Genomic DNA, 24997 nt, shown 5'->3' with positions numbered 1-24997 from the left:
CTCTCATGCTTCGAGCGAAGCATTGACACCGCGCATGTGCGGATTGTGGCCATGCTTGTCGACGAGATGTTCGCCGCCAGCCAGCTTTCTCAACAGCACATAAAACACCGGCGTGAGCATCAGGCCGAACAGCGTCACGCCGAGCATGCCGAAGAACACCGCCACGCCCATTGCATGACGCATTTCCGACCCCGCGCCCGACGACAGCACGAGTGGCACCACGCCCATGATGAAAGCGATCGACGTCATCAAGATCGGCCGCAAGCGCAGACGGCTGGCTTCAATAGCCGCCTCCACGATCGAACGTCCCTGCATTTCCAGTTCGCGCGCAAACTCCACGATCAGGATGGCGTTCTTCGCCGACAAGCCCACCAGCACCATCAAGCCGATCTGCGTGAAGATGTTGTTGTCACCCTTCGTGAGCCACACGCCGACCAGCGCCGAGAGAATGCTCATGGGCACGATCAGGATCACGGCGAGCGGCAGCGTCAGGCTTTCGTAGAGAGCAGCCAGCACGAGGAACACGAGCAGTACGCTGATCGGGAACACCCACATGGCCGCATTGCCCGCAAGAATCTGCTGGTACGTCAGGTCGGTCCATTCGAACTTGATGCCGCGCGGCAGCGTTTCAGCCGCAATGCGTTCAACCGCAGCCTGCGCCTGGCCCGAGGAATAACCCGGAGCCGGACCACCGTTGATGTCGGCAGCGGTGTAGCCGTTGTAGCGCACCACCATCTCGGGACCATACGTCGGCGTCACCTTGACCAGCGACGACAGCGGCACCATCTCGCCATTCGCGTTACGAGTCTTGAGCAGACCGATGTCCTCGGAACTCGACCGGAACGGCGCATCCGCCTGCACCCGGACCTGGTAGACACGGCCGAAGCGGTTGAAGTCGTTCACATACAGCGAGCCGAGATATACCTGCATCGTGCTGAATACATCGGTCACGGATACGCCAAGTTGCTTCGCTTTCACCCGGTCCAGATCCACGTTCAGTTGCGGCACGTTGATCTGATAGCTGGAGAACGTCGGGCCCAGTTCAGGCGCCTCCGATGCACGCTTCATGAACGCCTGCGTAGCGTCGTTCAGTGCGGCGTAGCCCAGCGCGCCACGGTCTTCCAGTTGCAGCTTGAAGCCGCCCAGCGTCCCCAGGCCGAGCACCGGCGGCGGCGGGAACACAGCAATGAACGAGCCCTTGATCGCCGCATATTTCTGATTCAACGAACCCGCAATGGCACCTGCCGAAAGCGCTGCACCCTTGCGCTCACTAAACGGCTTGAGCGTCACGAACACAATGCCGGCGCTCGATGAATTCGTGAAGCCATTCACCGACAAGCCCGGAAACTCCACCGCGCTCTGTACGCCCGGCGTTTGCTTCGCGATATCCGTCATCTGGCGAATCACGGCCTCGGTACGATCGAGCGACGCGCCGTTAGGCAATTGCGCGAAGCTGATCAGATACTCCTTGTCCTGCGCCGGCACGAAACCGCCCGGCACGACTCGGCTCATCAGCACAGCGCCGCACAGCAGCACGACATACACGCCCATCATCAGCGCCTTGCGGTTGATGACACCGGTTACGCCCTTGCCGTAATTCTCCGAACCACGCTTGAAGACCTTGTTGAACTGGCGGAAGAAACCACCGAACACACGATCCATGCCGCGGGTAAGCCAGTCCTTCGGTTCGTCATGGCCCTTCAGCAACAGGGCTGCCAACGCCGGCGACAACGTCAGCGAGTTGAACGCCGAGATCACCGTAGAGATGGCGATGGTCATTGCGAACTGCTTGTAGAACTGACCCGTCAGGCCGGACATGAATGCGAGCGGCACGAACACGGCGGTCAGCGTCAACGCGATGGCGATAATCGGCCCGCTCACTTCGCGCATGGCCTGATAGGTCGCCTCTCGCGCCGATAACCCCGCCTCGATATTCCGTTCAACGTTCTCCACCACCACGATCGCATCATCCACCACGATCCCGATCGCCAGCACCATCCCGAACAACGACAACGCGTTGATCGAGAAGCCGAACGCCAGCAGCAGCGAGAACGTACCGATGATCGACACCGGCACCGCCAGCAACGGAATGATCGACGCGCGCCAGGTTTGCAGGAACACGATCACCACCAGCACGACCAGCGCGATGGCTTCGATCAGCGTATGAATCACCGCCTCAATACTCGAACGCACGAACTGCGTCGGGTCATAGACGATTTGATAATCGACGCCCGCCGGCATGTCCGCCTTCAATTCCTTCATGGTCTCGCGGACCGAATCGGAGATCTGCAGCGAGTTCGCACCAGGTTGCTGGTTGATCGCCATGGCGACCGCCGACTTGTTGTCGAGCAGCGAACGCAAGCCATATTCCGATGCAGCCAACTCGACCCGTGCCACGTCACCCAGATGCGTGACCGCGCCGTCAGGCGACGTCTTGAGCACGATATCCCTGAACTCCGCTTCGGTCTGCAAGCGGCCTTGCGCATTCACGTTCAGTTGCAGCGGTACGTTCGACGAAGTCGGCGACGCCCCGATCACACCGGCCGCCACCTGCACGTTCTGCTCACGGATCGCGTTGACTATGTCAGTTGCCGTCATGCCACGCTGCGCGACCTTTTGCGGATCGAGCCAGATACGCATGGAGTAATCGCCTGAACCCCACAGCTGAACTTCGCCCACGCCCTGGATTCGCTCAAGCCGGTCCTTCACGTTGATCAGCGCATAGTTGCGCAGATACGTCATGTCGTAGCGGTTATTCGGCGAGTTCAGGTGAACCACCATGGTGAGCGTCGGCGACGACTTGATGGTCGTCACGCCGAGCCGCGTCACGTCTTCCGGCAAACGTGGCAGCGCTTGCGACACGCGGTTCTGCACCAGCTCCTGCGCCTTGTCCGGGTCGGTGCCGAGCTTGAACGTCACCGTGATGGTCAGGTTGCCGTCGCTGTTGGCTTGCGACTGCATGTACAGCATGTCTTCCACGCCGTTGATCTGCTCTTCCAATGGCGACGCCACCGTTTCGGCGATCACCTTCGGATTCGCGCCCGGATACTGCGCATGGACGACCACGGACGGCGGCACGACTTCCGGATATTCGGAGATCGGCAGCTTGAACATGGCAATGATGCCCGCTAGCAGCAGGAGCACCGACAGCACACCCGCGAAGATCGGGCGGTCGATGAAAAACTTGGAAATGTTCATGACGTTTTCTTTATCTGCATGAGAGGCTGCGCGCGCGTAGCCGCCGGCCGGTCGATCCCGTCAGGAACGAACCCGCCACGTACTACACACACGAGGAGCCGCTGTTAAGCGTCTTATGAAGCGCGTCTTATGAAGCGTCTTTAGCCGGCGACGCACTCGCCATTGCTACGGAATTGGCCTTCACGACATCGTTCGGGCGCACGCGCTGCAGGCCGTTCACCACGATGCGTTCGCCCGGCTGCAAGCCCTTCGCGATCACGCGCAGGCCGTCGCTCAACGTGCCGAGCGTGACTTCGCGGTACTGCACGCGGTTGTCTGGATCGACCACCATCACGAACTTCTTGTCCTGGTCGGTCCCGATAGCCGCATCGTCGATCAGCACAGCCGGATGCGGCGTGCCTCCGCCTACCTTGATGCGTGCATAAAGGCCCGGCACAAGCGTGCCGTCGGCGTTATCGAAACGTGCCCGCACGCGGATCGTGCCCGAGCCCGTATCGAGCTGGTTATCGACGGATGCGACCTTGCCTTCGCGCGAGAAACCGTCTTCATTCGCGAGGCCGAGCGAGACCGGCACGCTTGCACGCGAGTCGCGGCTCAGATAACGCAGGTAGGTTTGTTCATCGACGTCGAACGAGGCGTAGATAGGCGACACCGACACCAGCGTGGTCAGCAGCGGCGCGCTGGAACCCGTCGACACGATGTTGCCAACAGTCATTTCCGCACGCGACACCCGGCCCGACACCGGCGCCACGATCTGCGTGTACGTCAGGTTGATCTTCGCCGTCTCGAGCGCCGCTTGTGCAGCCTTCAGGTTCGCCGCGGCTTCGTGCGAAGCGTTCTGCTTCTCGTCGTAATCACGCTTGGCAATGGCGTTGTCCGCCAGCAAGCGCTCCGCACGCGCGGCATCGGTCGATGTATAACCGTTGCGCGCCTGGGCCGCCGCGAGTTGCGCCGCAGCTTGATCGACTTGCGCCACGTACGGCCGCGGGTCGATGGTAAAGAGCGGATCGCCCTTCTTCACCAGTGCGCCATCGGCAAAATGCACCGCGACGATAGTCCCCGGCACGAGCGGACGGATCTCAACCTTGTCGATCGCTTCCAGGCGGCCCGAATAGTTCTGGTAGTCCGTGATGGTCTTCGAGACCACCGTGGCGACATCCACTTCCGTGGCGGGCGCCGACGGCTTGATGGCAGCTTCGGCACCGTTCACCGGCAGATCGCCGCGGCCGAAACCGTGCATGGCAGTGAATGTTCCGATGCCTGCGACGACCAGCGCGGCACCTAGCGCGACGGTAAGACGTTTGCGAGTGATGGACATGCGTTGCTCCGATTAAGTCGTTGAGATTTATTAAATTTTTTAGTGTGCCGCGAGCGGCGCAAGCGTCTGCGCGCGAAGCCGTTTCTTGAAGAACGCCACCACATCGGCGAGTGCGGCCGGGTCCGCTGCAAGCGCGTTATGCGATGCATTGACGTGCCGCGTGACTTCCGTCGGTACGCCCGCGGCAATCAGTTCGCCGGCATATTTCTCTGCCTCGATATGCAGCAGGTCATGCTGCGCGCTTGCGATCAGCGCAGGCGGCAGACCGGCCAGGCGCCGCGATTCCAGCGGCGCTGCATACGGATGAAGCCGTTGTGAAGCGTTCGGCAGATACGCGCGATAACACTGCGCGCACTCCGTCATGCAGATGTCGGGCGACCGCACCTTGTTCTCGTCGGCCATGCGCGTCATGCTTGGGTCGAGCAACGGCGCGAGCAGCGCTTGCGCCAGGATCACGATGTCGCCGCGATCCCGCGCGATCGCCGCGAGACACGTGGCCAGGTTGCCGCCTGCGTCGTGCCCCGCGACCCCGATGCGGTTTGCATCCGCGCGTTGCGCACGAGCGTTCGCCACGGCCCATTGCGCCGCCCGGTAAGCATCCTCGGGAGCCGCGGGAAACGGGAAAGCCGGGGCCAGTGAGTAGCCCACCGAAATAACCCACGCGGCTGTATCGCGGGCAATGGTGCTGGCGGTAACGTCGGCGTCATCGAGCGTGCCGCGCACAAAGCCGCCGCCATGGAAATAGAGCACGACAGGCAGGACGGTACCGTCCGAGGCGGGGCGATAACTGCGCAAGGTTATGGGTTGCGCATGTCCCGCGATTCGAACATCCTCTATGCAGAGGCCCAGATCCAGCGTCGATACCATGATTATTTTCAGCGCGTCCGCGCCATCCCACCCGAGTTGCGATGGAACGAATTCTGGGGGCAACGACATTTGAAATAAATGCCTATAATCCGGCAACACAATTCGGTCGCACCGAACAATCGCAATCGAAACTGCCCATTCCTGTCTGAGCGGCATCCTTATTCCGGACGCCGCAAAGCATTGACGGTGAGAGAAAAATGGACCGGCTACAAGCTATGCACGTGTTTACAAGAGTTGTCGACACCAATAGTTTTTCACGCGCGGCAGACACGCTGGACATGCCGCGCGCCTCGGTGACAACGATCATTCAGAACCTCGAAGCGTTCCTCAACGTGCGTCTCCTGCAACGCACGACACGACGCCTGAACCTCACGCCGGACGGCGCCGCGTATTACGAGCGCTGCGTGCGGATCCTGGCGGACATCGAGGAAACCGAGAGTTCGTTCGCCAATACCGGCAAGGGTCCGCGCGGCAAATTACGCGTCGATATGCCGGGTTCGATCGGGCGCATGATCGTCATGCCCCAGCTTTGTGAATTCCATACGCGTTATCCGGACATCGAGTTGATGGTCGGTTTCGGCGACAAACCGGTCGACCTGATCCAGGAAGGTGTGGATTGCGTCATTCGCGTGGGAACGCTGCAGGATTCCAGTCTTGTGGCGCGGCGGATCGGCGTATTTCAGGGCCTGACCGCGGCGAGTCCGGATTATCTCGAGCTTCATGGCGTACCGCACACCATCGATGATTTGCAGCAGCACACGGCCGTGAATTATTTCTCCAGCCGCACCGGCCGCGTGATGGATATGGATTTTGTCGTCGATGGAAAGTCGGTCGACGTGAAGATGCGCGGGAAGATTGCCGTGAATGATGCCGAGGCTTATATCGCGTGCGGCGTCAAAGGGGTTGGAATCGTTCAGATAGCGAGGTTCATGGCCCTTCCGCATTTGCGCTCCGGTGAACTGGTCGAGGTGCTGCCGCAGTGGAAACCGTTGCCCATGCCGATTTCAGTGGTTTATCCGCATAACCGGCATTTGTCGCCTAAGGTGCGGGTTTTTGTCGACTGGGCTGCGGAGTTATTTGAACGGTGTCCGCTGCTTTCTGGGCAGGAGGATGCCGAGCAGCGTTGTCTGCCGACGGCTACGCCAGCGAAATCAATCGTCAAGCATGGGACGCCGGATGTTGCCGGCACCGCTGAGGTGGTGGTTTAGTTTAGTTTTGTTTTGTTTTGTTTTGTCTTGCTTACGGTCCTTGTTCGGGTTGGGTCCCTCGCTCTTTGACGCTGTTGCGAAATTGATTTTCATTCGCGCCGGTGGACGGGTTTGAGGGATGATGGGTTTGGAAGCGGCGGTCGGGGTCAGTGCTGAGTTGGTCGGTTATGGGGTTAGCGGTCGGGGTTGATGCCGGGTTGCTGCTTTCAGGGTTAGTGGTCGGGGTCTATGCCGGGTTGCTGCTTTCGGCCTTAGTGGTCTGCCTGAGTTGGATTTTCTCTTTATCACTATTAGCCACTGTGCGTGGCGGCACGTCATTTCTTTGTCCAAAGCGACAAAGAAACGAAGCAAAGAAAACGCTTTCAAAACACGCTACCCTAAGTGTCCACAGCGTGCAGTTTTCACTCATAGGTGCCCCAAAAGCACGGTGCTCGCCAGAGCCACGGATGTTTGAACCCCTCCTTCTCGCGAATCCTGACACGAACACGCTTCGCCCCGTACGCTCTCGGGCAAGCACCATTGCCAAGGAACCCGCGCGGCCTCACGCGTACTGCCGACCGTGGTTTTTGATGGGTTAGCGGCCCGGTTCGTACGGCCATATTCGTGGATCACAGCGTGGTGCCTAGCAACTCGATGCGTGCTTAGTGCTTCAGTTTTTGGTGAGTTGGCTGCGTGCTTACACGATTATTTTCATCGGTTACGGCCTTACATATTTTGGGGCTTTATTACCCGGTAGGTTGGCGACGTGGTTCGTCGTGCATACAAATTCGGTGGTCGGTCGTCCGCGGATAGCGCGGGGTGCTCCTTGGGCAGGTTCAATCACTGGTGGCGAAGCGTGTGGGTATCCGTGTTCGGAGAAGGAGGGGTTCACACATCCTCCGCTCTGGCGAGCACCGTGCTTTTGGGGCACCTATGAATCAAAACTGCACGCTGTGGACACTTAGGGTAGAGCGGTTAAAGCGCTTTCTTTGCTTCGTTTCTTTGTCGCTTTGGACAAAGAAATGACGTGCCGCCACGCACAGTGGCTAATAGTGATAAAGAGAAAATCCGACTCTCGCAGACCACTAAGGCCGAAAGCACCAACCCGGCATAGACTCCGACCACTAACCCCAGAACCGACCAACCCGGCATAGACCCCGCCCACTACCCCCACAACCGACCACCCCGGCATCACCCCCGACCACTAACCCCAAAAACAACCCAAACCCCACCCCGTCCACCGGCGCGAGCGACCCTCCCACCGGTATGGGCTTAAATCCCTTTCACTCATAGTGGTTCTGTCGCAAAAGCCCTTTCCATAAGGGCTCCTTCGATTATTCGCGCAGCGCGATTAATCTTTTCGCTTAACGATCATTTATCCGCAGCGCTCACTTGACTACATTTCATCCTGTCGCAGCGCGGCCCGTCGATTAGTCGATGTCATTCTCTTTCGTTGCTTAGGCTCATTGCCTGGATCGACGCCCGCTGCCCCGCTATCAGTCCGATTGCATCGACTCCGCTCGATGCTTATCGAATGAATCGACAGGAGCAGCACCCATGAAAACCGCTATCGCAACACTCTCGCTTTCCGCTATCTCAGCCATTGTCTCCACTACCGCATTCGCTGACGGCGGCATTGGGCACGCAGGCACTTATCAAACCGCAGTAACCAGCCAAAGCACCATGACTCGCGCGCAAGTCCGCGCCGAACTGGCGGCATCCTATGCCAACGGCACGCTGCCCGCGCTGAACCGCAACACCTACCCTGAGCGCAGCATGGCGGGAATCGCCATTGCCGAGCAGCACGAACAACGTGCACGCGACGCAGCAGCTGCAGAACAACGCAATCGTTCTATCGTGGAGTTCGCGAACGGATCGGTGACACAAAGCGGCAACGCCAACGCCCAGTAAATAAAGGAGTCCATCATGAATGAATCAGTACCCCTTGAAGACTTCTCCGCGCTCGACGACTGGCTTCCGGCAGCACCGCAATGGCGCCCATACCGGCCGCAAGCAACGAGCGAGCGTCAGGCAGCGGAATGGGCAGATTCTGCGGCAGGTTGAACGATTCAACGCTTGGCCAGCGCGGACTCATCAAGTCCGCGCTGGCGGCAATTGCTGGTGGCAATCAACAGGTTGAATGTGAGCGTGCATTAATCCGGCTGAGTGCCTGATCGCGGGTGAAAGTGATCAGGCACTCATGCGGGGCATTCACGCTTTAACCGCACGCGCCTATCTCGCCGCACGCTGTACAGAAGTCGCAACCGTCCTTGCGGATCATCGCGTTGGCACCACAAGTCGGGCACTTGCGGCCGGGAATGGGCAGTAGCGCATGCGGGTTGCCAGCGTCCGCGTTGTCCTCCACAACCGCAGTGATCTCGTCATCGCTGGATTCGGATGACGCCGATACAAGCCCCGCCTGCGCACTCTCGTGCCGACGCTGCGCAAGCAAGCGCGACGGCACTTGACCGCCCTCGATATCGAGGAAACCTCGCCGATACAGGATCTGCTGGATCGCATACGCAAGCGCCGCGACTTCCGAATCGTGCCAGCGTGGTGCTTTGTGGCCACCGGGACGCTCGACGTCACCCAGCCGCACCTGTCCACGATCCCACGATACCTTGCGCATATCCTGCAGATTGCGCGCGACAAAACCACCCCGCGCCGCCAGCGACAATGACCGCATCGTCGCCGTAATCCATTGCTGCGATTCGTCGCGTTGCCCCGTTGGTATGAAGAACTCGATGGGCCGCTCGATAGTGACATCTTCGCCACCCAGCCGCCCGGTGATCTCCATGAACGACACCGCTACGTAAAGCGACTTCTTGCCGGCTTGCGTGAGGTACTCCACCTTCTCGATGATCGCCGGCAACTCGCCGCGCGGACGATGATCGATGGCAATGCGCAACGGGTCCAGTTGAACCTCTGCGTCCGCCGCGTCCGATGGATCGGATGCAACGATCGCGGGTGTCTCCGGCGTCACCGACAACACCGCACCCAGCGTGTCGTTCGGCCGGTAGGTAGCCAGCCCCTTCAGGCCGCGGCGCCATGCGTCGAAGTAAAGGTCCTTGAACGCGTCGAACGGATAATCGGCCGGTACATTGACCGTCTTCGAAATGGAGGTATCGACGAAAGGCTGCACCGCCGCCATCATTTCCAGATGATCGTTCGCGGACATATCGAGTGCGCTCACGAAATACTCCGGCAACGCCTTCACGTCGCCGCCCAGTTCGCGATACAAGCGGTACGCATGATCCTCCACCGAAAATGATTGCCGGCTGCCGTCGGCCATGCGCTTGGTCCGCTGGTAAGTCCACGAGAACGCCGGCTCAATGCCGTTCGACGCGTTGTCAGCGAACGCCAGACTCACGGTGCCGGTCGGCGCAATGGAAAGCAGGTGGCTGTTGCGAATGCCGTCGCGATGAATCTCCGCCTTGATGTCATCCGGCAGGCGCGACGCGAAAGTACCTGTTTCAAGGTACTTTTTTGCATCGAAGAGCGGGAACGCGCCACGCTCGCGAGCCAGCTCCACCGACGCGCGATACGCCTCGTCGCGCATGGTCTGCGCCACACGTATCGCAAAATCGCGGCCCTCCTGCGAGTTGTAGCGCACGCCGAGCATGACAAGCGTGTCGCCGAGCCCCGTAAAACCCACGCCTATGCGCCGCTTCGCCTGCGCTTCCCTGTCTTGCTCGGGTAGCGGCCAGAGCGTTACGTCGAGCACATCGTCGAGAAAACGAACCTGCGTGCGGGTGCTTTTCGCCAAGCCATCCCAGTCGAATACCGGCGTTCCTCCATGACGCTGCGCGAACGGTTCACGCACGAAACGCGTCAGGTTCAACGGCCCAAGATTGCAGCACCCGTAGGCCGGCAACGGCTGCTCGCCGCACGGATTGGTGGCGCGAATAGTCTCCACCGCTCGCAGGTTGTTGTCGTCGTTCATGCGCGATACGAAAACCACCCCCGGCTCCGCGACGTCATAGGTCGAGCGCATGATCGTGTCCCACACTTCCCGTGCCCGCACTTCGCGATAAACCCACAGACCGTCTTCGCGCTGCCGGGCATCGGCCGATGCCTTGACCGAAGGTGAAGGTTCGGCGCGATGCACGAGCTGCCACGGGGTATCGTCAGCAACGGCTTGCATGAACTCGTCGGTCACCGCGACCGATACGTTGAAGTTATTCCAGCGCCCCTTCACATGCTTTGCCGCGATAAATTCAAGCAGGTCAGGATGTGAGCAATCCAGAATGCCCATCTGCGCGCCGCGCCGCGACCCGGCGCTTTCAACGGTCCTGCATGACGCGTCGAAAACATCCATGTAACTGCACGGCCCCGACGCCGACGATCCCGTGGAATGCACGCGTGCACCCTTCGGACGGATCGCGGAAAAGTTGTAGCCCACGCCGCCGCCGCGCCGCATGGTTTCGGCTGCCTGCAGCAAGGCAACGTAGATGCCCGGCAAACCGTCCTCGTCCACGCCCTGGATGGCGTCGCCCACCGGCTGCACGAAGCAGTTGATGAGCGTTGCCTGGATACCCGTGCCGGCCGCGCTCATGATGCGGCCCGCGCCCAGGGCGCCACGCTGGAAATTCTCGAAGAATTCGGTCTCGACCTGCTTTCGCAGCGCCTCGGGCTCAGCCATTGCCACGCCTCGCGCAACCCGGCGATAAATATCGTCAATGCCTGTTTCATCTCCCTTCGCATACTTTTCCAGCATGACGTCGATGGAAAACTGCTGCGGTGAAACGGTGATCTTCAAGTCGTCTTCAGCCATGTTCTGTCCTCATGTCCAGCGGTTTGCTGCGTTGCATCGGAGTGGCGGAGCATGCCTCGCCGGCCGCGCTGGCCGGACGTATCCCATCCCAAGTTACACCTTTCGGACTAGTCCCGCCGGAGGAGCGACATGGAGTCGCGTCCTCCCATCGGCGAATGGGCGGCACGTCGCGCAGTTCCTAATCTTGCAGTGATTTCCCAACTCAACGCAAATTTAATCGACAGGCAAGCAATATGACTGCCGTACGCAAGTCCCAAGCCACCCACGATGACGCAACCGCCGATCCGCGCGCCTGGCGCGTGCTGTGGTCGAGCACCTTCGCTTTCACCATCTGCTTCGCGATCTGGATGATGTTCGCGATTCTAGGCATTCCGCTGAAGACCCAGCTGGGTCTCTCCGATACAGAATTCGGCCTGATTGCCGCGACGCCAGTGCTCTCGGGCTCGCTGGCGCGCGTCCCGCTCGGCATCTGCACCGACCGCTTCGGCGGACGCATCGTCTTTTTCCTGACGATGCTCGCGACAGTCATACCCATCTGGATGCTCACCTACGCTACGCAGTTCTGGCAATTCATCGCGCTCGGACTGCTGGTCGGTCTCGCCGGCGCCAGTTTCTCGGTCGGTACGCCCTATGTGGCGCGCTGGTTCCCGAAGGAACGCCAGGGCCTCGCGATGGGCATCTTCGGTGCCGGCAATTCGGGGGCTGCGCTCACCAAATTCGTTGCACCCGTGTTGATCGTGACAGCCGGCACGTGGATGATCGTGCCTAAGGTGTATGCCATCGCCATGCTCGTTACCGCCATTCTCTTCTGGATGACATCGGCGACGAATCCCGCCCATCGCATTGCCAATCCGCCGAGCTTCGCCAGCCAGTTGCGCGTGATGAAAGACCGTCGCGCATGGCGTTACTCGCAGTATTACTCGGTCGTGTTCGGCGGTTACGTTGGGCTCGCGTTGTGGCTGCCGCATTACTACGTCAATCATTATGGATTCCATATTGAACAAGCGGCTTTGCTCGCTGCATGCTTCTCGCTGCCGGGCGGCGTCCTTCGTGCTGCTGGCGGATGGCTGTCCGACCGTTACGGCGCGAAGAAAACAACGTGGGTCGTGATGTGGACCGTGCTCACGTGCTTCTTTTTGCTCAGCTATCCGGACGCGGGCTTCATCGTGCAATCGACCCATGGTCCGCTCGCGTTTCACATCGCGCTCTCGCCCACCGTGTTCACGGTCCTGATTTTCACCGTAGGGATTGCAATGGCGATTGGTAAGGCCTCCGTATTCAAGTTCGTCTCCGATGAATATACCGGCAACATCGGCGCGGTCTCCGGCGTAGTCGGTCTCGCCGGCGGCCTGGCCGGCTTCGCGCTACCCATTCTGTTCGGGTTGCTCGCCGACCTGACGGGCGTGAGCAGCACCTGTTTCATGCTGCTTTTCGGCGCTACCGCCGTCAGCCTCATCTGGATGACCTTCTCTTTCCGCTCGCATGGCGATGCTGTCCTTCCGCGCGCCCCTGTCTAATCCAACCGATAAAAACATGTCCGACTATCTTCTCAAGAACTGGGAGCCGGAAGATCCGGCGTTCTGGAAAACACGCGGCTCGGCCATTGCCAACCGCAACCTGTGGATCTCCATCCCGGCGCTGATGCTTGCCTTCGCCGTGTGGTCGCTATGGAGCGTCGTTGTCGTCAACCTGGACAAAGGCGGCTTCCACTTCACGAAGAACGAACTGTTCTGGCTGACGGCGTTACCCGCCCTGTCCGGCGCGACGCTGCGCATTTTCTATTCGTTTCTCGTGCCCATCTTCGGTGGCCGGCGCTTCACCGCCGTCTCTACGGCCACGCTGCTGATTCCCGCGCTCGGCATGGGGTTCGCCTTGCGCGATCCGTCGACCAGCTATACCACCCTGCTCGTGCTCGCTTTGCTGTGCGGTTTTGGTGGCGCGAACTTCAGTTCTTCAATGTCGAATATCAGTTTCTTCTTTCCCAAGGCACGCAAAGGACTGGCGACGGGATTGAACGCCGGCATCGGCAATCTGGGTGTGTCGCTGGTGCAGTTCGTCACGCCGCTCGTGATCGCCACGGCCGCCTTCGCTTCGCTCGCAGGGGATGGTCAGACGTTCCTCGCGAACGGGGTCGAACGAGGTATCTGGCTGCAGAACGCGGGCTTTATCTGGGTACCGTTCATCGTGGTGGCGTCGCTGGCGGCATGGTTCGGGATGAACGATATCGCCGACGCAAAGGCCTCCTTCGCCGAGCAAGCCGTGATCTTCACGCGCAAGCACAACTGGTTGATGTGCTGGCTTTATATCGGCACGTTCGGCTCGTTCATCGGTTTCTCCGCAGGCTTTGCACTGCTGACCAAGAGCCAGTTCCCGTCGATCAACCCCACTGCCTATGCGTTCCTCGGCCCGCTCGCGGGCGCCTTGGCGCGTCCGGTAGGCGGCTGGATCTCTGATCATCTGGGCGGCGCGCGCGTGACGCTCTGGACTTTCCTCGGCATGATCGCCGCCGTGTTCGGCGTGATCTCGTTCATGCCCGCCACGGGCGTATCAGGTAACTACGCAGGCAACTTCGCGGGCTTCCTCGCCATGTTCATCGTGCTGTTCATGCTGACCGGCATTGGCAACGGTTCGACCTTCCGCATGATCCCGGTGATCTTCATGACCGAGCACCAGCGCCGCGCCAAGGGGCTGGATGCCGCCGCCCAACGCCAGGCCATGCACGACGCCGGCAAGGAGTCCGCGGCCGTGCTCGGTTTCTCCGCTGCTATTGGCGCGTACGGCGGCTTCTTCATTCCAAAGACCTTCGGCACCGCACTCGACATGACCGGTTCCGCCATACCCGCGCTGTACGTATTCATCGCGTTCTACGTGACGTGCGTCGCCATCACGTGGTTCTGCTACGCACGCCGCAACGCGAGCATGCCTTGCTGACGCGCCCCCTTCGACACAGGACACAACAATGAGTCATTTTCTGGATCGCCTGAAGTTCGTCAAGCGCACGCAGTCGACGTTTTCGAACGGACACGGTGCGGTGGTCAATGAAGACCGCAAGTGGGAAGAAGGTTATAGAACCCGCTGGCAACATGACAAGATCGTGCGCTCCACGCATGGCGTGAACTGCACGGGTTCGTGTTCGTGGAAGGTCTATGTGAAGAGCGGGCTGATTGTCTGGGAGACGCAGCAGACCGACTATCCGCGCACCCGCGCCGACCTGCCGAATCACGAACCGCGCGGCTGTCCGCGTGGGGCGTCGTATAGCTGGTACGTGTATTCGGCGCAGCGCGTCAAGTATCCGATGATCCGCGGCCGCCTGATGGAAATGTGGCGCGAGGCGCGCAAGTCGCTCGATCCGGTCGCCGCGTGGGCGTCGATCAGCCAGGACCCGGTCAAGTCAAAACGCTATAAGAGCGTGCGTGGCCTCGGTGGCTTTGTGCGCGCCGACTGGGACACCGCTAACGAAATGATCGCTGCGGCTAATGCGTTCACCATAGGCAAGTTCGGGCCGGATCGCGTGGTTGGCTTCTCGCCGATTCCTGCCATGTCCATGGTCTCGTACGCAGCAGGTTCGCGTTATCTCAGCTTGATTGGCGGAGTGTGCCTGTCGTTCTACGACTGGTACTGCGACCTGCCGCCCGCTTCGCCGCAGGTCTGGGGTGAGCAGACCGACGTACCGGAATCCGCGGACTGGTACAACTCCACCTATCTGATGGTATGGGGTTCGAACATTCCGCAGACCCGGACCCCCGATGCGCATTTCTATACCGAGGTGCGTTACAAGGGCACGAAAACGGTAGCGGTATCGTCGGATTTCGGCGAGATGGTCAAGTTCGGTGACATCTGGCTGGCGCCGAAACAAGGTACCGACGCCGCGCTTGCAATGGCGATGGGGCACGTCGTGCTGAAGGAATTCCACGCAGCGAACGCATCGAACCAATCCGCTTATTTCCGCGACTATGTGAAGCAATACACCGACATGCCCATGCTCGTGCTACTGCGCGACAACGACGGCATGCTGGTGCCCGATCAGTTCCTGCGCGCATCGCATCTCGCCGATAGCCTCGACGAAGCGAACAATGCGCAATGGAAGACGCTCCTGATCGATGCAGACAGCGGCCAGATCGTCGCGCCCAACGGCACGGTAGGCTTTCGCTGGAATGAAGCTGCGCACAACGACGGCCGCAAGGTCGGCCGCTGGAATCTCGAACTGAAAGACGGCGGTAGCGGGCGGCCGATCGACCCCCGTCTCTCGATGATCACTGCGGGCACGCATGACGAAGTGGTCACAGTCGGCTTCCCCTACTTCGGCAGCGAGCACAACGCGCTGCTGGAACGTCACGTCCCCGCCCGGCGCGTCACGCTCGCGGACGGCACGAGCGCGCTTGTCGCCACCGTGTTCGACTTGCAAATGGCGAACTACGGGGTAGACCAGGGACTCGGCGGCCCGAACGTTGCCAGCAGTTACGACGACGACGTTCCGTACACGCCCGCATGGCAGGAAAAGCACACCACCGTGCCGCGCAATCTCGTGATCCAGGTGGCCCGCGAGTTCGCAACGAACGCCCATCAGACGCAGGGCAAGAGCATGGTGATCGTGGGCGCCGCGCTCAATCACTGGTATCACAACGACATGATTTATCGCGGCATCATCAACCTCCTGATGATGTGCGGATGCGTAGGAAAGAGCGGCGGCGGCTGGGCGCATTACGTTGGTCAGGAAAAGCTTCGGCCGCAATTCGGCTGGGCGCCGCTTGCGTTCGCGCTCGACTGGTCGAAGCCGCCGCGTCAGATGAACGGCACGTCCTTCTTCTATAACCACACCAGTCAGTGGCGTCACGAGAAGGTCGGGCTGAACGAAGTGCTTTCGCCGACCGCGAACAAGGCGAACTATGCGAACCTCGCCATGCTCGACCTGAATGCGAAGTCCGAGCGCATGGGCTGGTTGCCGAGCGCGCCGCAACTCGGCGCGAATCCGCTCGATCTGACCGACGAAGCAGCCCGTGCCGGCATGAAGCCGGTGGACTACGTGGTCGACCGCCTGAAGTCGGGCGCATTGCAATTCTCTTGCGACGACCCCGACAACCCCGTCAACTTCCCGCGCAACATGTTCGTCTGGCGCTCGAACATCCTGGGCAGTTCGGGCAAGGGTCACGAATACTTCCTGAAGTATTTGCTCGGCACGCAGAACGCCCTCTTCTCCGATGAGAACGACGCCATCATGCCGGGCCAGGTTCATGTGCGCGAAGCGGCTGAAGGGAAGCTCGACCTGCTGACCGTGCTTGATTTCCGCATGAGCACGACCTGTCTTTACGGCGACATCGTGCTGCCGACCGCGACGTGGTACGAGAAAGACGACCTGAATACATCGGATATGCATCCGTTCATTCACCCGTTGTCGGAAGCCGTGCAGCCGTTGTGGGAGAGCAAGAGCGACTGGGAAATCTACAAGGGCATTGCAGAGAAGTTTGCGGAGATTGGCGGTGCGCATCTCGGTACGCGTACCGATCTGGTCTGCACGCCACTCATGCACGATACCCCGGGCGAACTCGGCCAGCCGTTCGAGCCGAAGGACTGGCGCGCCGGTGAATGCGACCTGATCCCCGGCAAGACCGCGCCGTCCATGACGGTGGTCGAACGCAACTACAAAGATGTCTATCGCAAGTTCACGTCCGTGGGTCCGTTGCTGGATACACAGGGCAATGGCGGCAAGGGCATCAACTGGAACAGCGCGCATGAGGTGGATGAACTCGCGCACATCACGCACACGGTCACGGATCCGGGCGTGAGCCATGGACGTCCGCGGCTTGATAGCGCCATCGACGCCGCTGAAATGATCCTCACGTTCGCGCCCGAAACCAACGGCCACGTTGCAGTGAAGGCATGGCAAGCGTTGTCGAAGATCACGGGACGCGAACATGCACACCTCGCCGAAGGCCGCGAGCACGACAAGATCCGTTTCCGCGATGTCCAGGCGCAGCCGCGCAAAATCATTTCGGCGCCGACCTGGTCAGGGCTCGAATCCGAAGAGGTCAGCTACAACGCGGGTTATACGAACGTGCACGAACTGATCCCATGGCGCACCCTCACGGGCCGCCAGCAGTTCTATCAGGATCATCGCTGGATGCTGGATTTCGGCGAGGGTTCGTGCGTGTATCGCCCGGCTATTGACACGAAAACCGTCACCGCGATGCTCGGCGCGAAGCCGAACGGCGAGCACGAGCTCGTGCTCAACTGGATCACGCCACACCAGAAATGGGGCATCCACTCCACGTATTCCGACAACCTGCGCATGCTGACGCTCTCGCGTGGCGGACCGCACGTGTGGGTCTCGGAAGCGGAGGCGAAGCAAGCCGGTCTCATCGATAACGACTGGGTGGAAGTGTTCAACGTGAACGGTACGCTGACTGCGCGCGTGGTGGTGAGTCAGCGCGTGCCACTCGGCATGTGCCTGATGTATCACGCTCAGGAAAAGATCATCAACGTGCCGGGCGCGGAGACAAGCGGCATGCGCGGCGGCATTCATAACTCGGTCACGCGCACGGTGCTCAAGCCGACGCACATGATCGGCGGATATGCACAGCAGGCCTATGGTTTCAACTACTACGGGACCGTGGGATCGAATCGCGACGAGTATGTGATCGTGCGCAAGATGAAAAAAGTAGCGTGGCTCGAAGGCCCGCTCAATGAAAGCGAAGGAGCGGCATCATGAAAATCCGTGCGCAAGTCGCAATGGTTTTGAACCTGGACAAATGCATCGGTTGCCATACCTGCTCCGTCACGTGCAAGAACGTGTGGACTTCGCGAGACGGCGTGGAGTACGCGTGGTTCAACAATGTTGAAACCAAACCAGGCATTGGCTATCCGAAGGAATGGCAGAACCAGAAGAAGTGGCGAGGCGGCTGGACCCGCGACGCCAGCGGCAAGCTCCATCCGCGTCAGGGCGGCAAGCTCAAGGTCCTCGCGAACCTGTTCGCGAACCCCAATCTGCCCGCTATCGACGACTACTACGAGCCCTTCACGTTCGACTACGAGCATTTGCAGAACGCGCGGCTATCTGAAACGCCGCCAACAGCCAGGCCCGTGTCCGTCATCACCGGCAAGAAGATGGAGAAGATCGAATGGGGCCCGAACTGGGAGGATGACCTTGGAGGCGAGTTCTCGTCACGCGGTCGTGACGCGCTGTTCGAGAACGTGCAGAAAGAGATGTACTCGACCTTCGAGAACACCTTCATGATGTACTTGCCGCGGCTGTGCGAGCACTGCCTGAACCCTGCATGCGTGGCGTCGTGCCCGTCGGGCTCGGTGTACAAACGCGAGGACGACGGCATCGTCCTGGTCGACCAGGACAAGTGCCGCGGCTGGCGCATGTGCATCTCCGGTTGCCCTTACAAGAAGATCTACTTCAACTGGAAGAGCGGCAAGGCGGAGAAGTGCATCTTCTGTTATCCGCGTCTTGAAGCCGGTCAGCCGACCGTTTGTGCGGAGACGTGCGTCGGGCGTATCCGCTATCTCGGCGTGCTGTTGTATGACGCCGACAAAATTGGCGAAGCGGCGTCGGTTGAACGCGAACAGGACTTATACCAGTCGCAACTGGACGTGTTCCTCGATCCGCACGACCCCGCTGTGCAGGCGGAAGCGCTCGCGCAAGGCGTTCCCCAAAGCTGGCTCGACGCCGCAGTCAAATCGCCCGTCTACAAGATGGCCGTGGAATGGAAGGTGGCGTTCCCGCTGCATCCGGAATACCGGACTTTGCCAATGGTGTGGTACATCCCCCCACTTTCTCCTATCCAGTCGGCGGCAGACGCGGGACATATAGGCATGGACGGGATTATTCCCGACGTGAAGAGCCTGCGTATTCCAGTGAAGTATCTGGCGAACCTGCTGACCGCCGGCGACGAAGCGCCGGTCACGTCCGCACTCGAACGCATGCTCGCCATGCGCGCGTTCAAGCGTGCCGAAGTCGTGCACGGCCGCGCGGAACCCGAACTTCTGGACGGCCTCAACCTCACGCCCGCCCAGGTGGAGGACATGTACCAGACCATGGCCATCGCGAACTACGAGGATCGCTTCGTGGTGCCTTCGTCGCACAAGGAACTCGTGGAAGACAGCTTCAACGACAAGGGCAGTTGCGGCTTTACCTTTGGCAACGGCTGCTCGGGCGGGGTGTCGGAAGGATCGTTGTTCGGCAAGAAACCACAAGGCAGCGTGGTGTTCGCCGACATGCCCAAGTCACGCAAGAAAACGGAGTCCGCGTCGTGAACGACACACTGAAACCCCTATCCATCTATACGCTGCTCGCAAGCTTGCTCGACTATCCCGAGCCCGAATTGCTTATAGCCATGGACGAGATCGAGCAAGCGCTCAGTGCCTTTCCCCAAACCGCACAAGTCGCGTTGCAGCCGCTGCTGACGTTGCTGAACGGGCATCCGTTGATCGAGTTGCAGGAGAATTACGTCGCCACGTTCGACCGGAACCCCGCGCACTCCCTGCATCTGTTCGAACACGTTCACGGCGAAAGCCGCGACCGCGGACAGGCGATGGTCGATCTGCTCGATGAATATCGCCGGCATGGTCTTGAAATGGCGACCAACGAACTGCCCGATCACGTGCCGCTGTTTCTCGAGGTGCTGGGCAATATCGACGCGACCGAGGCACGCACGCTGCTGGGCGAGGCCATTCACGTTCTCGCTGCATTGGGCGATCGTCTCGCACGCGATGAAAGCCCGTACGCGGGTGTATTCACCGTATTGCGGTCAATGACAGATGTGGTGCCGATACCCGCCGAGGTGCCCCCTATCCGCGACATGGACGAAGCACTTGAACGCTTCGGCCCGGGCGCTGACGGCGTCGAACCATTGCTGGCCCCATCCACCACCACGCCGCTGGCTCAGCCGATGCATTTCCATCCGCGGCCGCCGGCCACGGCCAACTGAGTTCAGGGATCACGTTCATGCTCAATCAATTCTTGTTCGGCATTTATCCCTATATTGCGGCCGCCATTTTCCTGTTCGGCAGCTTCGCGCGGTTCGAGCGCGAACAGTACACATGGAAAGCCGACAGTTCGCAGTTGCTTCATCGCGGCAATCTGCGGCTAGGCAGCATCCTGTTTCACGTCGGTATTCTGGGGCTGTTCTTCGGGCATCTTGGCGGCCTGCTCACGCCGGTTGCTGTTTGGGACTGGCTCGGGATCGAGCACGGCACGAAACAAGCCGTGGCGATGATCGCGGGCGGCGTGATGGGCTCCCTGTGTCTCGTCGGTCTCGTCATCCTGATTCACCGGCGCGTCAGCAACGCGCGTATTTCCGCCGTGACCCGTACCGGCGACAAGGTGCTGCTGTTGTGGATTCTCGTTACCCTGCTGCTCGGCTTGTCGACAATCCGGGAATCAGCGGGTCACATGGACGGCCACATGATGGTCCAGCTCATGACCTGGGCGCAGCACGTCGTCACCTTCCGAGGCGACGCAGCGCAATACGTGGCGGCCGCACCGTTTGTGTTCCGGATGCATCTGTTCATGGGTATGTCGCTCTTCGTCATCTTCCCGTTCACCCGGCTCGTGCACGTCTGGAGCGGCTTCGCTTCCGTCACGTACCTGAACCGCGCATGGCAACTCGTGCGGCCGCGCTAACCTGTTCAAGGAGAACATCATGGCGATCATCATTAACGGCGTGGAGCTCGCGGACACGGACCTGGAGCGCGAAATGCCGGCTCATGCAGACGCGCCGGATGTAAAGCGGGCGGCGCTGACCGCGGCTGTCCTGCGCCGCGTCCTGCTCGATGAAGCCGCTCAGTTGCACATCGCCTCCGCTCAGGGCGACGAGCTGATGATCGAAGCGTTGCTCGATCATCAGCTTGCCGAGGCGGCCGCGCCCACGCATGAAGAGTGCGAGCGCCACTACCTGGCTGACCTGGAACGCTGGCGGGTGAACGAGCGCGCGCGGGTAAGCCATATCCTGTTCCAGGTTACGGAAAGAGTGGATCTGGTGGCGCTGCGTCAACGCGCTCAACAGACACTCGATGAACTGCTTCACGCCGACGACCTCGAACTGCGGTTCGTTGATTTTGCGCGTACCTTGTCGAATTGCCCGTCGGGGATCGATGGCGGCGCGCTCGGCGAGATAGGCCGCGGCGATACGGTGGCGGCGTTCGAACGTGCGGTGTTTGCCGCGCCTGCTGGTACCCTCTGCCCTGTGCTTGTGGAAACGGAGTTCGGCTTCCATATCATCCGGGTTCACGAAAAATCGCCGGGCCTGGTGTTGCCGTTCGAGCAGGTTGAGCTGCGTATTCGCGTCGCCATGTCGCAGGCGCTGCGCGATCTTGCGGAGCGGCGTTATGTGATGGAAGCGGTGGCACGCGCTAATATCCAAGGCTGGAAAGACGGGGTAGCGACATGACAGAAGCAGCGGCGAAGCTGCGCATATTCGGTATTTGCGGGCGTTCGGGACAGGGCAAGACAACGCTGATCGAGGCGCTCCTGCCCTGGTTCCGCGCGCGCGGCCTGGTGGTGAACGTCGTGAAGCACAGCCATCATTCAATCGATCTCGAGCCGCCAGGCAAGGACAGCGCACGTTTCCGGGCGGCCGGCGCGGGCGAGGTGCTGATTGCCTCGCCGTACAGGTATGCCATCGTGCGCGAACTGCATGACGCGCCCGAGCCGCCGTTGACGGAACTTGTCGCACGGCTTGCACCCTCCGACCTGACGCTGGTGGAAGGCTTCACGCGCGAGGTCTTGCCGCGCCTCGAAGTCGTGCGTCCCGAGGCGGGCCGGGACCCGCTGTATCTGACCGACATGGCCATCCTCGCGATCGCGACCAACGACGCCCCGCGTCTTCATGACGCACCCGCGATCCCGCTTCTGCCTCTGGCGGACGTTGACCGTATTGGTGAGTTCATATGTAAAACAGTCGGACTCTCACTATTGGACGCCAGCACACCGGATAATTAGCACCCTTTGCATTCCGGTCGCGCAAGCACGCAGTTCCATGTCCGATCATCCGCTTCATCGGGCTGCACCCGCGGCCACACCCGAGGTCTCACCCCCGGTCTCATCCCCGGCCCTGCTCGCCACGCCGTTCCGTTACCGGTTATCCACGCGCATTGTCGCGTTGTCCGGCGTTGCGCTGGCGTTAGTCCTTTCCATGATCGCGGGCACGCTCTGGCTCTCGTGGCAACTCGAAGGCGCGGGCGCAGCGATCAACGACGCCGGCAGCCTTCGCATGCGGGCGGGCAACATCGCCATTCAACTCAACGAAGCACGGGCCGGCCGTAAAGCCGACGTGAATTCGCAAAGCGCCCTGCTCGATCTCACGCTGGCCCAGTTGAAAAGCGGGGACCCCGCGCGGCCATTATTCCTTCCTGCCATGCCTGCGATCCACGCTCAGCTGGATGCCGTGTCGCAGGCGTGGCACGACTCGTTGAAGCAGGCGATCACGCACGACGCGTCAAGTTCCATCGATACCCCCTCGCTGTATCTCGCCCGGCTGCCCGCATTCGTTGCCGAAGCCGATGCACTGGTGCGCATGATCGAACGCGAAAACGCCCGCAAGACAGCCTGGTTGCGGCGCTGGCAAATGGCCCTTGCGGCACTCGCGTGCGTGGGCACGATCGCAATCGTGTACCTGCTATACGCGTGGTTCGTGACGCCCGTACGACGTCTGGAGCGTGGGCTGTCCCGTATCGAACAACGCGAATTCAGCGCCCGTTTGCCGGTCGAGTCGCGCGACGAGTTCGGTCATCTTGCGGAGGGTTTCAACCGGATGGCAAGCGAACTTCAGAGTTTGTACCGGGACCTCGCGCTACGCGTGACGAGCAAAACCGCGCAACTTGCCACCCGCAACGGCGAACTGGTCGCACTCTACGAGATGACCGCGTTCCTGCATGGCGCGCATGACGTTGAAGTGCTGTGCCGCGGTTTTCTTGCGCGCGTGATGCGTCAGTTCAACGCCGACGCAGGCACCGTCCGCGTGCTCGCTCAAGACGCGGACAACCTGCACGTAGTCGTGTCCGAAGGTTTGCCGGAGCCGCTGCTGAACGCGGAGCGCTGCATGCCGGCAAGCACCTGCGTGTGCGGCGCGGCAGCCACCGGCGGTCTCTCGGTCGTGCGCGATCTACGCATGCAGCAGATGGTAGACAGCGGTCCCGCGACCCATTGCGGCAAGGCAGGTTTCGATGCGGTCGCGGCCTTCGGTATCGTCTCGCATGAGCTTGCGCTGGGTTCGTTCTCGCTGCACTTTCGCGGCGACCGCCCGGTGCTGCCATCGGAAACGCGCCTGCTTGAAACGCTCGGCAAACATCTGGGCACGGCTTTGCAGAACCATCGGCTTGCCACGGCCGCGCGTCAGCTTGCGGTCGCGCAGGAACGTCACCTGGTCGCGCAGGGGCTGCATGACAGCATCGCGCAGAGCCTGAATTTCCTGAAGCTGCAACTGCATTTACTCGATAACGCCGCAAGCCGCGACGACATGAACGAAGTGCGCGAGATCGCGCCGTTGTTACGCGGAGGTCTTGAGGAAAGTTATGAGGACGTGCGTGAACTGCTCGTCAATTTCCGCACGAAGTTCGCGACCGGCAACCTTCGCGACGCCGTGGACGAGACGGTAACGCGCTTCGAACGGCAAACGGAGACACAAGTCAGCCTCGACTACGACGAAGCGGGCGGACTGCCCTTGCCGCCCGACCAGCAGCTACAGGTGCTGTTCATTCTTCAGGAGGCGTTGTCGAACATTCGCAAACATGCGTCGGCTACGCAGGTCCACATTGCGCTCACGAACGCCCGTGATTTTGAACTGACGATACAAGACAACGGCGACGGTTACGATCCCGCCAATATCGCCAGTCGAGGCGAAGCCCACGTCGGTTTTCACATCATGCGTGAACGCGCAGCGCGTCTCGGGGCGCAATTAGAGCTGAGCAGCGAACCTGGCAAGGGCGCACGCGTCCACCTTCTGCTGCCCGTCAGCGAACGGCAGGCAGCATGACCATCCGCATTCTTTTAATCGATGACCACCGCTGTTTCGCTCCGGTGTGCGCGCGTTATTGCAGCGTCAGCCCGACTTCGAAGTCGTGGACGACGCCGCCGATGGTATCGAAGGGTTCAAGCGCGCGAAGCAGCATCGGCCGGACGTGGTCCTGCTCGATCTGAATATGCCGGGGTTGTCGGGTATCGAAACGTTGCAGTTGCTCCAGCAGGATTTGCCGGACACCGCGGTCATCATGCTGACCGTATCGGAAGATGTGGATGAACTGACTCGCGCGCTGCGTGAAGGTGCATGCGGCTATCTGTTGAAAAACATGGAAGCCGACGCACTTGCCACCATGATCCGCCGCGCGGCCGAGGGCGAATCCGTGATCGCGGAGAGCATGACTCAGCGGCTGATCGCGCAAATGAGAACACCGGTGCGCGCAGAAGATACTGCGCCGCCGCCGTCACTTGAACCACGCGGCTCGCCGGAGTCGCCTGCATTGACGCCAAGAGAACGCGACATCGTGCGGATCCTGGCGCGCGGCGCGAGCAACAAGGATATTGCGCGTGAACTCGACCTGGCCGAAAGCACCGTGAAGATCCACGTGCGCAACGTGCTTCGCAAGCTCAATCTGTCGAGCCGCGTGCAGATCGCGATTCATGCGCTCGCACGCGACCTGAACGACTAACTCCGA

16 protein-coding genes and 1 pseudogene are annotated in these 24997 nt (G+C 60.7%); 13 read left to right on the top strand and 4 right to left on the bottom strand.

Going from position 1 to position 24997, the window contains the following annotated elements; all coding sequences use genetic code 11:
• Positions 1–3 precede the first annotated feature (3 nt).
• The 3 genes from ACSQ8V_RS22765 to ACSQ8V_RS22755 all read right to left on the bottom strand — a co-directional run bounded on the left by ACSQ8V_RS22765 (position 4) and on the right by ACSQ8V_RS22755 (position 5383).
• Complete coding sequence (locus ACSQ8V_RS22765) at positions 4–3198, bottom strand: efflux RND transporter permease subunit (RefSeq protein WP_436207236.1); 3195 nt, start codon at positions 3196–3198, stop codon at positions 4–6.
• Between the two features lie 127 nt (positions 3199–3325).
• Entirely contained in the window at positions 3326–4516 is a 1191-nt protein-coding gene (locus ACSQ8V_RS22760; protein ID WP_436183796.1) for an efflux RND transporter periplasmic adaptor subunit, read from the bottom strand.
• A gap of 39 nt (positions 4517–4555) precedes the next feature.
• Entirely contained in the window at positions 4556–5383 is an 828-nt protein-coding gene (locus ACSQ8V_RS22755; RefSeq protein ID WP_436207990.1) for an alpha/beta hydrolase fold domain-containing protein, read from the bottom strand.
• A gap of 197 nt (positions 5384–5580) precedes the next feature.
• On the opposite strand from ACSQ8V_RS22755, the gene ACSQ8V_RS22750 reads away from it, so the two are divergent.
• The 3 genes from ACSQ8V_RS22750 to ACSQ8V_RS22740 all read left to right on the top strand — a co-directional run bounded on the left by ACSQ8V_RS22750 (position 5581) and on the right by ACSQ8V_RS22740 (position 8634).
• On the top strand, positions 5581–6591 hold the full coding sequence (locus ACSQ8V_RS22750) for a LysR family transcriptional regulator (RefSeq protein ID WP_436207235.1): 1011 nt from the start codon (positions 5581–5583) through the stop codon (positions 6589–6591).
• Between the two features lie 1536 nt (positions 6592–8127).
• Complete coding sequence (locus ACSQ8V_RS22745) at positions 8128–8481, top strand: DUF4148 domain-containing protein (protein ID WP_213762183.1); 354 nt, start codon at positions 8128–8130, stop codon at positions 8479–8481.
• 15 nt (positions 8482–8496) lie between these two features.
• The gene (locus tag ACSQ8V_RS22740; protein WP_213762182.1) at positions 8497–8634 is read left to right on the top strand and encodes a hypothetical protein; all 138 of its coding nucleotides are present in this window, start codon (positions 8497–8499) and stop codon (positions 8632–8634) included.
• A 154-nt stretch (positions 8635–8788) separates the two neighbouring features.
• Here ACSQ8V_RS22740 and ACSQ8V_RS22735 read toward each other — a convergent pair whose 3' ends face one another.
• Entirely contained in the window at positions 8789–11344 is a 2556-nt protein-coding gene (locus ACSQ8V_RS22735) for an adenosylcobalamin-dependent ribonucleoside-diphosphate reductase (RefSeq protein WP_436207234.1), read from the bottom strand.
• A gap of 233 nt (positions 11345–11577) precedes the next feature.
• Between ACSQ8V_RS22735 and ACSQ8V_RS22730 the strand changes: the two genes are divergently transcribed.
• The 10 genes and pseudogenes from ACSQ8V_RS22730 (at position 11578) to ACSQ8V_RS22685 (ending at position 24991) form a co-directional block, all read left to right on the top strand.
• Positions 11578–12861 carry an MFS transporter gene (locus ACSQ8V_RS22730; RefSeq protein WP_213762180.1) on the top strand — a complete coding sequence of 428 codons (1284 nt, stop codon included), beginning with the start codon at positions 11578–11580 and terminating at the stop codon, positions 12859–12861.
• Between the two features lie 16 nt (positions 12862–12877).
• Complete coding sequence (locus tag ACSQ8V_RS22725; RefSeq protein WP_436183793.1) at positions 12878–14275, top strand: NarK family nitrate/nitrite MFS transporter; 1398 nt, start codon at positions 12878–12880, stop codon at positions 14273–14275.
• Between the two features lie 28 nt (positions 14276–14303).
• A complete protein-coding gene (locus ACSQ8V_RS22720; RefSeq protein WP_436207233.1) occupies positions 14304–18050 on the top strand; it encodes a nitrate reductase subunit alpha in 3747 nt (1248 codons plus the stop codon).
• The gene (gene narH / locus ACSQ8V_RS22715) at positions 18047–19600 is read left to right on the top strand and encodes a nitrate reductase subunit beta (RefSeq protein ID WP_436207232.1); all 1554 of its coding nucleotides are present in this window, start codon (positions 18047–18049) and stop codon (positions 19598–19600) included. Before ACSQ8V_RS22720 ends, narH begins: the two co-directional genes overlap by 4 nt.
• Complete coding sequence (narJ, locus tag ACSQ8V_RS22710) at positions 19597–20274, top strand: nitrate reductase molybdenum cofactor assembly chaperone (RefSeq protein ID WP_436207231.1); 678 nt, start codon at positions 19597–19599, stop codon at positions 20272–20274. The genes narH and narJ overlap by 4 nt, the downstream gene beginning before the upstream one ends.
• 17 nt (positions 20275–20291) lie before the next feature.
• Positions 20292–20969 carry a respiratory nitrate reductase subunit gamma gene (gene narI, locus ACSQ8V_RS22705; RefSeq protein ID WP_436207230.1) on the top strand — a complete coding sequence of 226 codons (678 nt, stop codon included), beginning with the start codon at positions 20292–20294 and terminating at the stop codon, positions 20967–20969.
• 19 nt (positions 20970–20988) lie between these two features.
• Positions 20989–21735, top strand: a complete 747-nt coding sequence (locus tag ACSQ8V_RS22700; RefSeq protein WP_436207229.1) for a peptidylprolyl isomerase — start codon at positions 20989–20991, stop codon at positions 21733–21735.
• Positions 21732–22286, top strand: coding sequence for a molybdopterin-guanine dinucleotide biosynthesis protein B (gene mobB, locus ACSQ8V_RS22695; RefSeq protein ID WP_213762174.1), 555 nt, complete (start codon positions 21732–21734; stop codon positions 22284–22286). The genes ACSQ8V_RS22700 and mobB overlap by 4 nt, the downstream gene beginning before the upstream one ends.
• Before the next feature lie 37 nt (positions 22287–22323).
• Complete coding sequence (locus ACSQ8V_RS22690) at positions 22324–24318, top strand: type IV pili methyl-accepting chemotaxis transducer N-terminal domain-containing protein (RefSeq protein WP_436207228.1); 1995 nt, start codon at positions 22324–22326, stop codon at positions 24316–24318.
• A pseudogene (locus ACSQ8V_RS22685) lies at positions 24315–24991 on the top strand (response regulator). The gene ACSQ8V_RS22690 and the pseudogene ACSQ8V_RS22685 overlap by 4 nt, the downstream one beginning before the upstream one ends.
• Positions 24992–24997 lie beyond the last annotated feature (6 nt).

This window comes from Caballeronia sp. LjRoot31, from assembly GCF_964253885.1.
Classification (GTDB): domain Bacteria; phylum Pseudomonadota; class Gammaproteobacteria; order Burkholderiales; family Burkholderiaceae; genus Caballeronia.
Note: the sequence above shows the minus strand (reverse complement) of the source record. Positions and strands in the feature narration are given on the sequence as shown.

Coding starts and splice junctions, on each gene's coding strand:
- ACSQ8V_RS22765 (WP_436207236.1), bottom strand. CDS start 3,198: ATGAACATTTCCAAGTTTTTCATCGACCGCCCGATCTTCGCGGGTGTG.
- ACSQ8V_RS22730 (WP_213762180.1), top strand. CDS start 11,578: ATGACTGCCGTACGCAAGTCCCAAGCCACCCACGATGACGCAACCGCC.
- narH (WP_436207232.1), top strand. CDS start 18,047: ATGAAAATCCGTGCGCAAGTCGCAATGGTTTTGAACCTGGACAAATGC.
- ACSQ8V_RS22760 (WP_436183796.1), bottom strand. CDS start 4,516: ATGTCCATCACTCGCAAACGTCTTACCGTCGCGCTAGGTGCCGCGCTG.
- ACSQ8V_RS22745 (WP_213762183.1), top strand. CDS start 8,128: ATGAAAACCGCTATCGCAACACTCTCGCTTTCCGCTATCTCAGCCATT.
- ACSQ8V_RS22725 (WP_436183793.1), top strand. CDS start 12,878: ATGTCCGACTATCTTCTCAAGAACTGGGAGCCGGAAGATCCGGCGTTC.
- narI (WP_436207230.1), top strand. CDS start 20,292: ATGCTCAATCAATTCTTGTTCGGCATTTATCCCTATATTGCGGCCGCC.
- ACSQ8V_RS22740 (WP_213762182.1), top strand. CDS start 8,497: ATGAATGAATCAGTACCCCTTGAAGACTTCTCCGCGCTCGACGACTGG.
- ACSQ8V_RS22720 (WP_436207233.1), top strand. CDS start 14,304: ATGAGTCATTTTCTGGATCGCCTGAAGTTCGTCAAGCGCACGCAGTCG.
- ACSQ8V_RS22700 (WP_436207229.1), top strand. CDS start 20,989: ATGGCGATCATCATTAACGGCGTGGAGCTCGCGGACACGGACCTGGAG.
- ACSQ8V_RS22755 (WP_436207990.1), bottom strand. CDS start 5,383: ATGGTATCGACGCTGGATCTGGGCCTCTGCATAGAGGATGTTCGAATC.
- mobB (WP_213762174.1), top strand. CDS start 21,732: ATGACAGAAGCAGCGGCGAAGCTGCGCATATTCGGTATTTGCGGGCGT.
- ACSQ8V_RS22690 (WP_436207228.1), top strand. CDS start 22,324: ATGTCCGATCATCCGCTTCATCGGGCTGCACCCGCGGCCACACCCGAG.
- ACSQ8V_RS22735 (WP_436207234.1), bottom strand. CDS start 11,344: ATGGCTGAAGACGACTTGAAGATCACCGTTTCACCGCAGCAGTTTTCC.
- ACSQ8V_RS22750 (WP_436207235.1), top strand. CDS start 5,581: ATGGACCGGCTACAAGCTATGCACGTGTTTACAAGAGTTGTCGACACC.